The sequence below is a fragment of the Algibacter sp. TI.3.09 genome (assembly GCF_038154905.1).
Taxonomy (GTDB): domain Bacteria; phylum Bacteroidota; class Bacteroidia; order Flavobacteriales; family Flavobacteriaceae; genus Algibacter.
Map to the genome: position 1 here is coordinate 739,386 of NZ_JBAKAN010000002.1, position 14,600 is coordinate 753,985.

9 protein-coding genes are annotated in these 14,600 nt (G+C 35.1%); 4 read left to right on the forward strand and 5 right to left on the reverse strand.

From position 1 onward, the window contains the following. Positions 1-32: 32 nt before the first annotated feature. Positions 33-1,832, reverse strand: a complete 1,800-nt coding sequence (uvrC, locus tag V6246_RS10815) for an excinuclease ABC subunit UvrC (protein WP_341560488.1) — start codon at positions 1,830-1,832, stop codon at positions 33-35. A 341-nt stretch (positions 1,833-2,173) separates the two neighbouring features. Between uvrC and V6246_RS10820 the strand changes: the two genes are divergently transcribed. The 4 genes from V6246_RS10820 to V6246_RS10835 are packed head-to-tail and all read left to right on the forward strand — an operon-like array spanning position 2,174 to position 5,038. Next, positions 2,174-2,599, forward strand: a complete 426-nt coding sequence (locus V6246_RS10820; protein WP_133967826.1) for an ATP-dependent zinc protease family protein — start codon at positions 2,174-2,176, stop codon at positions 2,597-2,599. Positions 2,600-2,601: 2 nt separating this feature from the next. Continuing rightward, positions 2,602-3,477: a 30S ribosomal protein S6--L-glutamate ligase gene (rimK, locus tag V6246_RS10825; RefSeq protein WP_042504010.1), complete on the forward strand. Its 876-nt coding sequence runs from the start codon at positions 2,602-2,604 to the stop codon at positions 3,475-3,477. Then, the gene (locus V6246_RS10830; RefSeq protein WP_341560491.1) at positions 3,478-4,452 is read left to right on the forward strand and encodes a succinylglutamate desuccinylase/aspartoacylase family protein; all 975 of its coding nucleotides are present in this window, start codon (positions 3,478-3,480) and stop codon (positions 4,450-4,452) included. Between the two features lie 22 nt (positions 4,453-4,474). After that, the gene (locus V6246_RS10835; RefSeq protein ID WP_341560493.1) at positions 4,475-5,038 is read left to right on the forward strand and encodes a 5-formyltetrahydrofolate cyclo-ligase; all 564 of its coding nucleotides are present in this window, start codon (positions 4,475-4,477) and stop codon (positions 5,036-5,038) included. Positions 5,039-5,050: 12 nt separating this feature from the next. Here the strand turns inward: V6246_RS10835 and V6246_RS10840 are convergent, their stop codons facing one another. The 4 genes from V6246_RS10840 to V6246_RS10855 all read right to left on the reverse strand — a co-directional run bounded on the left by V6246_RS10840 (position 5,051) and on the right by V6246_RS10855 (position 14,253). Beyond that, positions 5,051-5,671, reverse strand: a complete 621-nt coding sequence (locus V6246_RS10840; protein WP_341560494.1) for a lipoprotein signal peptidase — start codon at positions 5,669-5,671, stop codon at positions 5,051-5,053. A gap of 63 nt (positions 5,672-5,734) precedes the next feature. After that, on the reverse strand, positions 5,735-6,112 hold the full coding sequence (locus V6246_RS10845; RefSeq protein WP_341560496.1) for a TraR/DksA family transcriptional regulator: 378 nt from the start codon (positions 6,110-6,112) through the stop codon (positions 5,735-5,737). A gap of 4 nt (positions 6,113-6,116) precedes the next feature. Next, positions 6,117-9,521 carry an isoleucine--tRNA ligase gene (gene ileS, locus V6246_RS10850; protein WP_341560497.1) on the reverse strand — a complete coding sequence of 1,135 codons (3,405 nt, stop codon included), beginning with the start codon at positions 9,519-9,521 and terminating at the stop codon, positions 6,117-6,119. A 121-nt stretch (positions 9,522-9,642) separates the two neighbouring features. Next, positions 9,643-14,253 (reverse strand): LamG-like jellyroll fold domain-containing protein, encoded by a 4,611-nt coding sequence (locus V6246_RS10855; RefSeq protein ID WP_341560499.1) that lies wholly within the window; start codon positions 14,251-14,253, stop codon positions 9,643-9,645. Positions 14,254-14,600: the final 347 nt, after the last annotated feature.

Consider the following 14,600-nt stretch of genomic DNA (forward strand, 5'->3'; position numbering starts at 1 on the left):
TAATAATATTTTACTGATAAGTGGTTTGCGGTTTAAGTCTCCTTTTCGTGATAAAAGGTGTAAATTTTTGACGCTCGCGATACGCCAACAACATCTTCTAACTCATCTAGTTTAGCATTTGCTACACGTTTTGCCGATTTAAAATGTTTTAATAATTCTACAATAGTTTTATCTCCAATACCAGGGATGGTTTCAAGCTCGGTATTTAAAGCTGATTTACTACGTTTATTACGGTGATGCTCAATACCAAAACGGTGCGCTTCGTTTCGTAATTGCTGAATTATTTTTAAAGTTTCGCTTTTTTTATCTAAATATAAGGGAATTGGATCGTCTGGATAGAATAATTCTTCTAAACGTTTTGCAATTCCTATAATAGCAATAGTATTTCGTAGACCTAAAGCGTCTAAACTTTTTAATGCTGAAGATAGTTGCCCTTTTCCACCATCTATTATTATAAGTTGCGGTAAAGGTTGTTCCTCTTCAACTAAGCGCTTGTAGCGGCGATAGACAACCTCTTCCATAGAAGCAAAATCGTCTGGGCCAACTACGGTTTTTATATTAAAATTTCGATAATCCTTTTTGCTAGGTTTACCATTTTTAAATACAACGCAAGCGGCTACAGGGTTTGTACCTTGTATGTTCGAGTTATCGAAACATTCAATGTGGCGAGGTTCTTCAGAAAGACGTAAATCGGCTTTCATTTGTGCCATAACTCGGTTGGCATGCCTGTCTGGATCTACTATTTTTATTTGTTTAAAACGCTCCATTCGGAAATACTTAGCATTCCGAAGTGATAGGTCTAAAATATGTTTTTTATCGCCTAATTGTGGTACTGTGACTTTTAAGTTTTCGCCTATATTAACTTTAAAGGGCACGTAAATTTCTTTAGAATTAGAATCGAAACGTTGTCTAATTTCGGTAATTGCGAGTTCTAGTAATTCTTGGTCGGTTTCGTCTAGCTTCTTTTTAATTTCTAAAGTATGCGAACGTATAATGGAACCGTAGGATAGCTGTAAAAAATTGATATAACCATAACCTTCGTCGCTCATGATAGAGAACACATCTACATTGCTAATTTTTGGATTTACAATGGTAGATTTAGCTTGGTAATTTTCTAAAACCTGAATTTTCTCCTTCATTTTATGGGCTTCTTCAAACTGCATGTTATCCGCTAGATCGCGCATTTGCTGTTTAAATTGCTGTAAGGAGTCTTTGAAGTTTCCTTTTAAAATTTCTTTTATTGCTACTATGTTTTTGTTGTATTGGGCTTCGGTTTCGCGGTTTTCACAAGGGCCTTTGCAGTTGCCTAAATGATATTCTAAACAAACTTTATACTTGCCAGAATTTACTTTTTCTTGAGATAGGTTAAAGTTACAGGTGCGTAAACTGTAAAGTCCTTTTATTAAATCTAAAAGTGTGTAAACGGTTTTGCCGCTGGTGTATGGTCCAAAATAATCGCTGCCGTCTTTAAAAACACGGCGTGTAGAAAACACGCGTGGGAAACGTTCGTTTTTTATGCAAATCCATGGGTACGATTTATCATCTTTTAATAAAACATTGTATCGTGGTTTGTACTTTTTTATCAGGTTGTTTTCCAGTAAAAGTGCATCGGTTTCGGTATCGACCACAATGTGCTTTATGTTGGCTATTTTTTTTACCAACACGCGAGTTTTACCGTTATCGTGGGTTTTAGTGAAATAGGAGGTAACCCTTTTTTTAAGGTTTTTGGCTTTACCAACGTAAATTATGGTGTCATCTTTATCAAAATATTGATAAACACCAGGTTGATTTGGCAGGGTCTTTAATTGTATGTCTAAATCAGGGGTATCCATTGTTTCAAAGGTAATTATTTTATTGATGTTTTTTAGATAGTAATCTCACGAATTTATACGAATAGATGTTATAACTTATGCCTGTTAATTTATAGATAGAAATTATTTTTTAAAAATGTTTTTTGAATTAACTAATTGTATACTTTCGCCACTTTTAAAAATGCTTCTAGTTTGCTAGGATGTGTTTTGTTTATTGACGAAAATTGATGTTTGCAGATGAGCTTGCGTTAGGGATTGGAGCATTGTTGGAGCTATTTTTGTGTGGTTGCACCTATGCAACACAAAAAAGCGACTGCGGAAAGCCCGACCCTTGTGGTAACGCCCAAAGAAATAATTGAAAAATGAGTAAAAAGATTTTAGGTAGAACCGATGTTTTAGATTTTCCGGCATTAGGTTTGTTTAATATTGATGTAAAAATGGATACTGGTGCTTATACATCGGCAATACATTGTACGGAAATAATTGAAGAAAATAATGTGCTAAAATGTGGTTTTAGTAGTGATGTACATCAAAATTTTGGTGATACGGAAATTGTGTTTACCGAATTTTCACGAACTAATGTGAAAAGTAGTAACGGTTTTAAGGAAAATAGATATAAAGTAAAATCTGAGGTGGTAATCTTTGGTAAAACATACAAGATTAACTTAACTTTAAGCACGAGAAGCGATATGAAATATCCGGTATTGATTGGAAGACAATTTTTAAAACAAAAATTTTTGATCGATGTGGATTTGGAACAAGTTTCTTTTAAAATGAAAAAACAATAACAATGAACATAGTAATTTTATCGCGTAATGCGGAACTGTATTCGACTGATCGCTTGGTGGAAGAAGGGAAAAAAAGAGGTCATAAAATCGAGGTTATAGACCCGTTGAAGTGTGACCTTATTATTGAAAAGGAAAATCCAACGATTTTTTATAAAGATCGATATTTAGACTATGTTGATGCTATTATACCTAGAATTGGAACTTCGGTTACCTTTTTTGGTTGTGCTGTAGTGCGCCAGTTTGAAATGATGGGGGTTTTTACCACAGTAACATCGGATGCGATTATTCGTTCTCGTGATAAATTGCGTAGTTTTCAGCGTTTATCTAAAGCAGGAATTGGTATGCCTAAAACGGTGTTTACTAATTATTCTCGCGATGTAGAACGTGTTATTGAGCATGTTGGTGGTACACCGGTTATTATTAAACTTTTGGAAGGTACTCAAGGTTTAGGAGTGGTTTTAGCTGAAACTAAAAATGCTGCAGAATCTGTTTTAGAGGCTTTTAATGGTTTACAGGCTCGTGCGTTGGTGCAAGAATACATATCGGAAGCTAAAGGTGCAGATTTACGTGCTTTAGTTGTAGATGGCCAAGTGGTTGGTGCTATGAAACGCCAAGGAAAAGAGGGAGAGTTTAGATCTAATTTACACCGTGGCGGATCGGCTGAAATTGTAAAGCTTAATCACGACGAATTAAAGGTGGCTATGAATGCAGCTACGGCCTTAAAACTTCCTGTTTGTGGAGTAGATATGCTACAATCGGAACGTGGTCCATTACTGTTAGAGGTGAATTCTACGCCTGGTTTAGAGGGTATTGAAGCTGCTACAGGACGAAATATTGCAAAAAATATTATTGTTTATATTGAAAAAAACACGAAATAAATGCCAGAATTACGCAACAACATTTTAACTATTTTAGGTGAAGATATAGGTCCGGGAGAGAGTAGAGAGGTTAATTTTGATGTAGCTAATTTACATACCTCAACACCTGTAAATGTACCGGTTATAATTTCGCGTGCTAAAAAACCTGGTCCAATTGTGCTTTTTACGGCTGGAATTCATGGTGACGAAGTGAATGGTGTTGAAATTGTTAGGCAACTTATTGCTAAAGGCATTAATAAACCGAAAATAGGAACCATAATTTGTATTCCGGTTATTAATGTTTTTGGGTTTATAAATTTAAAACGAGAATTTCCTGATGGACGCGATTTAAACCGTGTATTCCCTGGGAGTCCAACGGGATCGTTAGCGGGGCGTGTAGCCTTTAAATTGGTGAATGAAATTTTGCCACACGTCGATATTATATTAGATTTTCATACAGGAGGTTCGGGGCGTTTTAATGCGCCACAATTACGCTATACAAAGGATGATATTGAGCTTAATAATTTAGCTAAAGCTTTTGCGGCTCCCTTTGTTTTATATTCTAAAAACTTATCGAAATCTTTTAGAACGACTTGTTATAAATTAGGGAAACCTTTGTTGCTTTTTGAAGGAGGAAAATCGAATCATATTGATGATGCGGTTACTAGCTCGGGAGTAAATGGTTCTAAGCGAGTTTTAAAATATTTAGGCATGTTAGGTGTGCATTTTAAATCGGCTACACCTAGAAAACCAACGGTTTTTATTGATGATAGTAAATGGCAAAGGGCTAAGTTTTCAGGGATGTTTAAAGCTTCTGTAGCCATTGGGTCTTATGTGGACAAGCGTGATGTATTGGGTAGTATTATGGATCCTTACGGGAAGTTTGACTATGTTGTGAAAGCGCCAAACTCTGGATATATTATTAATGTAAATGAATCTCCTATTGTATATCAAGGTGATGCTTTGTTTCACATCTCTACAACCTTGAAACATTAAGTTTTGATAATATGATTTTAGTATGACTAAAAATGAATTACGAAAAACATATAAAAATCTTAGAAACGATTTATCTGTAAATCAAATAGACGATTTTAGCTTGGCTATTGCTAATCAGCTTTTAAAATTACCAGTTTGGAATGCTTCTTTCTATCATGTTTTTCTAGCTATCGAGGAACACAAGGAAGTAAACACCGATTATATTCTGAATATTTTATCGGGAAAAGATAAAAATATTTTAATTTCTAAAAGCGATTTTAAAACTGGTGGTATGCAGCATTTTTTGTTAACCGATAACATGGTTATTAAAAAAAACAACTATAATATTCCAGAACCTGTTGATGGTATCGAGATTTTAGATGATAAGGTTGAAGTAGTGTTTATTCCGCTCTTAGCCTTTGATACACTTGGTAACCGTGTTGGTTATGGTAAAGGTTTTTACGATCGGTTTTTAGCCAAATGTAAACCTGAAACTATTAAAATAGGCTTGTCTTTTTTTGAAGCTTCCGCCGAAATTACCGATGTTTTTGAAAGTGATGTGCGCCTAGATTATTGCGTAACACCAGAACGTGTTTATGAGTTTTAGTAAAAAATAAACTTAATCTTTGCTGAACGCTTTTTTATTGAATACAATAAGCATTAGAAAACCTGTACTTATAGCCATATCGGCCACGTTAAAAACAGGTTCGAAGAAATTAAAGCGTTGTCCGCCATATAAAGGCAGCCATTGTGGTAAATTTACTTGAAATAAGGGGAAATAAAGCATGTCTACCACCTTGCCATGTAATAAGCTGTCGTATCCACCGGTTTCTGGTAAAAACGTCGCTACTTGGTTCATGCTGTCTTCAAATAAAACACCATAAAACACTGAATCTATAATATTACCTAAAGCACCAGCAAAAATTAAAGCAATAGCTGTAATTAATATTTTAGAACTTTGCTTTTTAGTAGCGTCTACAAGCCAATAACCAATACCGAAAATAGCAAAAACTCTAAATAAGGTTAAAGCAATTTTTGCAGTTCTATCATCTATAAAAGAAGCGAAATCACTAATTTTTGTACCCCAAGCCATTCCATCGTTTTCTATAAAATATATTTTGAACCAACTAAATACCTCAACATTATCGTGAAGTGCGAAATTGGTTTTGATGTATATTTTACTAATCTGATCGATTAATAATAGAATAACGATAAGAAGGATAGATTTTTTTAAAGACATATTTAAAACTAAAAAACGCCTCATAAAAGTATGAGACGTTCAAATATAAAATTTTAATTGCGATTATTGCATGTTTTTCGCCTCGATACTTAATGTAGCATGTGGCACAAGCTCTAAACGTTTTTTGTTTATCAGTTTCCCTGTAACTCTACAGATACCGTAAGTTTTGTTTTCAATACGGATTAAAGCATTTTTTAAATCACGTATAAATTTTTCTTGACGGATAGCCAATTGCGAGTTAGATTCTTTACTCATTACAGCACTACCTTCATCGAAGGCTTTAAATTGTGGCGATGTATCTTCAGTTCCATTATTATGGTCGTTCATATACGCACTTTGTATAAGTGCTAAATCGTGTTGTGCTTTCTTAATTTTTTCGCCTATTAGCAATTTAAATTCTGCTAAATCAGCATCCGAAAATCTTACAGTATTTTCTGCCATAGTTTTAGTTTTTTTGGATATATAATTTGGTATTTACCTCATCAAAAGCAATTTCTATACCATCTTCCAATTTATCAATAATTTTTAATTCGTTTGTTAGTGTTTCAGACTTAATATACGCAAGGTTTGCTTCTACAGCCTTTACAATATTGTCGTCTTTTTGAAAAGTAACATCTATACGGTCTGTTACTTCAAAGCCCGAGTCTTTTCGTAAATTTTGTATGCGGTTAATTAATTCTCTCGCAATACCTTCTTTACGTAATTCTTCAGAAATTGTTACATCTAAAGCCACAGTTAAAGCGCCGTCGTTTGCAACTAACCATCCTTCGATATCTTGAGATGTTATTTCAACATCTGTACGTTCTAAGGTAATACTTTTTCCATTTACTTCGACTTCCAAAATACCATTTTGCTCAATGTTTTTTATATCGCTAGCTGTGAAGTTATTAACTAATTGAGCAATGGCTTTCATGTCTTTTCCAAAACGAGGGCCAAGAACTTTAAAGTTTGGTTTTATTTGTTTTACCAAAATATCCGAAGCATCCTCTAGAACTTCAATTTCTTTTACATTAACCTCAGATTTTATAAGGTCTGCAACTGCTAGTATTTCGTTTTTTTGAGATTCACTATCAATAGGAATCATTATTTTTTGTAGCGGTTGTCTTACTTTTATTTTTTCTTTTGCACGTAATGAAAGCACTAATGATGAAATAATTTGAGCGCTTTCCATCTTGTTCTCTAAAGACTTATCAACAAAATTCTCGTCGAATACTGGGAAGTTTGATAGGTGTACACTCTCAAAAGATTCTTTTTTGGTTACTGAATTTAAATCTAAGTATAATTTATCCATAAAGAACGGTGCAATTGGCGCGCCTAATTTCGCAATAGTTTCCATACAGGTGTAAAGTGTTTGGTATGCCGAAATTTTATCTTGTTGGTAATCTCCTTTCCAGTAACGTCTTCTACTTAAGCGCACAAACCAGTTACTTACGTAATCTTGTGTAAAATCGGAAATAGCTCTGGCTGCTTTTGTAGGCTCGTAATCCGCATAAAAAGCATCTACTTTCTGAATTAAAGTGTGTAATTCTGAAAGAATCCATCTGTCAATTTCTGGACGTTCGTTTAAAGGAATATCGGCTTCGCTATAGTTGAAATTATCAAGATTAGCATAAAGCTGAAAGAAAGAGTAGGTGTTGTAAAGTGTTCCGAAGAATTTACGTTTTACTTCTTCTATACCTTCTAAATCGAATTTTAAATTGTCCCAAGGGTTCGCATTAGCAATCATATACCAACGCGTAGCATCGGCACCATATTTTCCTAAAGTTTCAAATGGATCTACGGCGTTACCTAAACGTTTAGACATTTTTTGACCGTTTTTGTCTAATACCAATCCGTTAGAGACTACATTTTTGTAGGCTACAGAATCGAAAACCATAGTGGCGATAGCGTGAAGCGTATAAAACCATCCACGAGTTTGATCGACACCTTCTGCTATAAAATCTGCTGGGAACGATTTATTCTCGTCAATTTTTTCTTTATTTTCAAAAGGGTAGTGCCATTGTGCATAAGGCATAGAGCCAGAATCGAACCAAACATCAATTAAATCGCTTTCGCGTTTCATTGGTTGCCCGTTTGCTGAAACTAAAGTAATTTCATCAACTATATTTTTATGTAAATCTATTTTCGCGTAGTTTTCTTCGGAATTGTTTCCAACTTCAAACTCTTCAAAAATATCTTTAGCTAGCACACCTGCTGTAACTGCTTTTTGCATTTCTGCTTTTAGTTCTTCAACAGAACCTATGCAGATTTCCTCTTTACCATCTTCAGTTCTCCAAATTGGTAACGGAATTCCCCAGTAACGTGAGCGAGATAAATTCCAGTCGTTTGCATTTGCTAACCAGTTTCCAAAACGGCCTGTTCCGGTTGCTTTTGGTTTCCAGTTAATACCTGTGTTTAACTCGTGCATACGACCTTTAATATCGGTTACCTTAATAAACCAAGAATCTAATGGGTAATATAAAATTGGTTTATCGGTACGCCAGCAATGTGGGTAACTGTGCTTATATTTTTCAACCTTAAAGGCTTTGTTTTCTTCTTTTAATTTAATTGCTAACTCAACGTCTATAGAGCGTTCTGGAGCTTCACCATCGTTATAGTATTCGTTTTTAACATATTTACCACCAAACTCTTGCATCTCTGGTCTAAAACGCCCTTGTAAATCTACTAGTGGTACTAAGTTGTCGTTTTCATCTTTCACCAACATTGGCGGAATTTCTGGTACGGCTTGTTTTGCAACCAAGGCATCGTCTGCACCAAAGGTTGGAGCTGTATGTACAATTCCTGTTCCATCTTCTGTGGTTACAAAATCTCCAGCAATAACTCTAAAGGCATTTTCTGGATTATCGTTCGGTAAGGCGTATGGTAATAATTGTTCGTATTTAATACCAACAAGATCTTTACCTATAAATTCTTTTACAACGAAATATGGTATTTTTTTATCACCATCTTTATATTCTAAAAGTGCTGATTTTTCTTCAACTCTTTTAAATTTTCCATCAAATTGTTTGTTAACTAAAGCTTTTGCCAAAATAACATTCATAGGTTTGAATGTGTATTGGTTATAAGTTTCAACTAAAACGTAATCTATTTTTGGACCAACGGTTAACGCTGTATTAGACGGTAAAGTCCAAGGTGTTGTAGTCCATGCTGTAAAATGGACATCGCCTTCGTTTTGTAAAAAATCTGGCAAGGTGCTTTCTACTGCTTTAAACTGAGCAACAATGGTTGTGTCTGTTACATCTTGGTAAGCTCCAGGTTGGTTAACTTCGTGCGAACTTAAACCTGTACCTGCTTTTGGCGAATAAGGCTGAATTGTATAGCCTTTATACATTAAGTTTTTAGTGTATATTTCTTTTAATAGCCACCAAACTGTTTCCATATATTTTGGCTCGTAGGTAACGTATGGATCGTCCATATCTACCCAATAACCCATTTTTTGGGTGAGGTCGTTCCAAACATCTGTATAGCGCATTACTGCTTTTCTACAAGCTGCATTGTAATCTTCTACAGAAATAGTTTTACCAATATCTTCTTTGGTAATCCCTAATTCTTTTTCTACGCCTAATTCAATAGGTAAACCGTGTGTGTCCCAGCCAGCTTTACGCTTAACTTGGTAACCTTTCATGGTTTTATATCGTGGAAAAATATCTTTAATAGCACGTGCTAAAACATGGTGTACACCAGGTAATCCGTTTGCTGAAGGTGGACCTTCAAAAAACACGAAAGGTTTTTTGCCTTCTCTTGTGGTTACACTTTTTTCAAATATGTTATTTTCTTGCCAATAGTTTAAGATCTGGTCTGCAACATTTGGTAAGTCAAGTCCTTTGTATTCAGGAAATTTAGCGCTCATGTATCATCAATTCTAGTAAGGTTGCGAATTTAAGGAATAATACTTAAAACATTAATTTTTTGAAATAAAAAAAGACCACTAGTGTTGTGGTCTTTTTGAATTGCGTGTATGTGTTTAATTTTTAGTTAATTACTATCTTTTTGGTAAGTACTTCATTTATGTCTGTTCTTAAACATACAATATATGTTCCGGTTGCTAAATTATTAAATTGAATACCGTTACTTAATTCTGAAGATGATACGTTTTGTTGTTCTAAAACTGTTTGTCCTCTCATGTTTACTAAGGTTAATTTAGTAACGTCGCTGTTTAATTTTTTAACGTAAAATGTGTTTACCTTGTTTTGGAAATACATAAAGTTTTCGGTAGCTGTAACTTCTTCGTTGCTTAAGGTTTGTGCTTCATCTTGAAATACAATTTCGAATCTTTTATTAAAGATACCTTGTGCAGATGTGAAATTGTAGGCAGCCTCTTGTGTTAAATCGAAATAGATTCCTAGTAAATTATCACGTAAGTACACATTTTGATCTTCATTTAAATTAATTTCTTCAGAGATTTTAATTTCAAAAGCATTATCTCCAGACGATCTAAAATTTAGGGGTACCACTTTGTCTTCTGTGATTTCTCCGTAAGCTTGCAAATTCATGTTTTTACCATCCAGATCAAGATTTAAATCGTTGTTGTTGGTGTCGTCAGATTCAGCATCGTAGCCATAATCATAAGCATCTGTGGTTTCTTCGCTAAAGCCAAGTAAAAGTTCTCGTTTAGCTTCAGGTCCAGATATAGAATTGAATTCTAGTCTTATTTTTTGCATACTATTTTCTTCGGAAGCAGTATCGGTTGTTGCGTAGTTTTTTGTTTGAACGCCTCTAAAGAAAGTAGAGCCATTAGTGTCCGTTCCATCGGCATCGGCTTCTTTAATAAAAATACGTTGGCTGTTATTAAATTCCACTTTACCGGTTGCTGTAATTTCGGTAATAAATCCTTGTCCAACTGGTAAATATCTTGTTGGTAAAAGTGTGCCGACTTCGCCACCTATTGTTCCTCCTTCAATTGTTCCTGAAAACTGGCGTGCTCTAGTTGATCCGAGTTTGTTTACTTGAGCATAACCGCCATTATAGTCTCTTAAGTTATGAGAGCTTCCACTCCATTGTTGCCATACTTGTAATGTTCCATCAATTAAACCTTGATTGTCATCTATGAATTTATGGATATCAAGGGCAGATGGGTAGGGGTTTCCTAAAAGGTATTCTGTTTTAGATGCATTCGCTACAGATCCTTCGCCTCCTTTATCTATAACATCAATTAAAATGGTGCCATTATTTGGTTTTCCTTCAAAAATATATTCTTGATTTTCTTCTGGTGTTCCGGTTCCTTTTTGTGTGTACCCTATACCTGCTTGAATTGGAGTTGATATTGAAAGTTTTGCCCAATCCCAATAGGTTAAGCCATTAATAAAAGTGTATAGCCAATACGTGCTAATACTCCCTGAGCCACTATAACTTGAGGTGAATCTACCTTCTAGTCCAGGATTGAATTTAATCATGTCTAAGTTAAAGGCTGAATTATTACTGTTATTTTCTGGGGCGTTATTATTGGTTAAAGATGTGATGCCGGTCGCGCCAACAGGAGAAGACCAATAGTTGTACCAATATACATTAGATGTCCCTTCTTGTCTCCTTAATATTCTACCGTTTTCTGATGTTACTAAATCACTGATTTCGGTTTGTATTAATTGAGAATCATCCATTAAATCTAATGCTCCATTTAATTCTAGGTACCAATTGTTTTTTACAAGATTATCACCATTAATGGTTAGTGTTTTGTCTGTATCAATTATTAAGCCTAGGTTTTCGGTTGAAAGATTCCCTTCAATATTGTGTTCAATTTTTATAATACTCCACGGGCTATTTGCGTTGGTATCTGTTATATCCCAAACATCACCGTGTAGCCAGTTTGTTTCGTTGGTCCAATCTCCATCACTATTTGTAACAAAAGGCATTGGAGCTGTTTGCTCAAGTATAGTCGAAATATTATGTAATGTTAAATCGTGACCGCTTGCTGAGTAATCTGTTACAGTGTTTGTAGCGTAATAGATATCCGTCATAGGGTAATATCCTTGTAAACTTGACCAAGGTACTGTTGATAAATTAGGGTCTTCAATATTTTTTGGTATAACACTACCGTGTATAACACCGGTGTTTTCTTCTATTTCTTGGTAAACCATTTGTTGTACTTGTACATCGCTTAACCCGGTATTGAATACACGCACCTCGTCTATGTCTCCGTTAAAATGTTTGGAAGGACCAGTGTTGGTAGGGTATCTACCTATTGTAAAGTTTCTTGTAGAGTAAATATGTGGAGTACCATTATAATTTTTAGTTATTAATTCTGAATTTAATTTTGAATTTGTTGTTGTGCCAACTAATTCGCCGTTTAGATACAGTTTAATGGATTCATTACTTGAGTCAAACACTCCGGCCACATGATACCATAGGTTATTTTCTAACTTAACACCTGAAGATGGATCTGGCTGCACCTGAATATTAGTTGGGTAATTTGATGATGCTGTTACTTGACCTTGAGTAGTTACTGAGAAGGCAGGTGTACGACCATTAGTTACAAAAATTCGCATATTTTCTTGCCCAGCAATACTGTAAGAATCAGGTAAATTACCGTCATTATCATGATCAATTTTTATCCAACCCATTATTGTAGCGTTGTCCCAATTAGTTATAAATGGTGTGCCATCTAAATAATCATCAGCTCCATCAAAATCGATAGAGGCCTTGCTTACAAAGTTGTAAATGTAAATATCAGCAGAAGGGCTATCAGGAGTAATATTATCATCTGTTTGATCTTGATAATTAAATGCTGTATTTGTGAGAGCTGCAGCCATGGTATTTATGTCATCGGCCATTACTTCTAATTCAATAGTTTCTTTGTCCCCGCTATTTAAAGTGCCTATTGTCCAGGTGTTACCACTCCAAGTTCCTACGGAAGGGTTCGAGTTTATTAAGGTTAATCCGCTAGGGATGTTGTCTTCAACTTTTAAGTTGGTAACAGGGTTTAAACCCGAATTTTCTACTTCAATTGTAAATATTGCTGTTTCACCTTCAATAATTTGATTTTTATCAACCGTTTTTGTTAATACAATATCAGGGTTGCAATAGTATGCCGAAAGTGGTTGTGAATCATAAGTACATCCACCTTTAACAACTCTTACATAATAATCTGCAGATGTTGTTGGTGAATATGTTGCATTTGTAGCTCCTGCTATTAAAACTCCGTCTTCAAACCATTGATAAGAGTCGAAAGTTTCATCTATAACTTCTACTATGGCTCCTGGTAAACATCCTCCACCTGCAACTTCTAAGGTTACTTCGGGAACGGTATCGAATCCAGAAAAATAGCCAGCAATACCACGAGCACCATTATAACCTAGATAGCCAACTGCAATAGGGCCAGAAGATTGAACCGAAATATCACCGGTGAGACCTGAGATGTAAAATGTTTTCCAGTCCGATGAACCTGCTACAGCCTTTGCTGCAGGAAGTGTAACTGCTGTAGTACCATCTTTAACTGTAATATTCGAGTCTGCTGTAGTGGTAGAGGCTATTATAAAAACTCCTCCATTCGCGGTAATCCCCGATATATCCTTAATATTAGGAATGAAATCCATGGTGTCTGGTAATAAGCAGCTTACTGGGGCTACGAAATTAAGACTTACGGTATGGATACCTGTATCTCCAGAAATTACTTGATAAGCATAAGAATCTTTAGAAGTGGTAATTAACATGTTGTCGCCAACTGAATTTCCTGAAAAATATGAGCTAGGTATTTCTGCATATTCACCTTCGTCTATATTCGCAAACGGTGTTGTATTACCGTTAACATAGATGTTTGTATTTGCTTGAGTTCCTATAATAATTACAAACTCATTCGAGCTGCCTCCGCGACCTCTTACAAAAACATAATCTTTACCTAATTTATCTTCTGGAACGGGCTGGTCGGCTCCGGCATCTCTGCTTGCGCTTGATGGGCTTACTCCAAAATTTAACATACCATTACTAATAGCAATGTCTTTGTCGGAATTTATTGAAGCACCTATCCAGCCATCTACGTTTGCCGATGCAGCATCTTTAGCGGCTTCTAAAACATAAGATTGCCCTTTCTGTAAGGTGATATTGATTGTATTGGCTGTAAGTCCGTCTAAGTCACCTTGAAGTCTAAATTCGCAATTAGGATTATAACCTGAGATAGTAATATTGGTATCGTTTTCTGAGGCCATAATACCTAAGGTAGCACTCATTGTATTGTGGTTAGCCTCAATAGGTGCGCCTCCCCATTTAAATTTTTGTCCTAAAGCAGCCCTTCCTTTTGTTGTTATTGAAGCTGCTTGAGATCCAGATCTACCTCTGTAGTTTACATAAAAATTATCGCCTGAAGGTGCCTCAAACCTTAAGCCTGCGGTGCTTAAAACAACACCAGTATTATCATTACTTACCAAGGTAATATTGTTGTCTCCATTACTTAAACCATAAGTTACCGGGGTTGCTTTAGATAAAGAAAAACTGGTTAGGGGTGTTGTACTTGTGCCTTGATAAACATTTACAGTAAAAGTATTTACGGTAGGTGTTGATAGATAAATGGTTTGTTGCTGTATAGCTTGGTTGTTAGCATCTTGTTTTAATGGAGGTAGGAAATGCAAGTCGCTTAACTGGGCATTTGCCATATTGTAAAAAATAAAACAAAAAAACAGAATGAATTTAAACTTGAAATTATTGAGGCGCATTGTTTAATTAATTTGAGAGATTATATTTTAGGGAGAAAAGCGTTTTAAAGCTAATTTGTATAAATGTTGTGAATTATTGGATAATGAAAAATCAGTATTTCTATTCCTGAAGTTTTATATTGATACCGTATGGATTTCTTGTGCTTAAGTTTAGCGCGGCTAAATTAAGTGCATGTAATAACTTTAAGAATGTATAAAATGTATGTGTTAAGCAAAGTGCTATAACAAGGTACAGGTTGGTGTAATTTATACTCATAGATTAAAACTTTAATTAGTTTGGGACTATT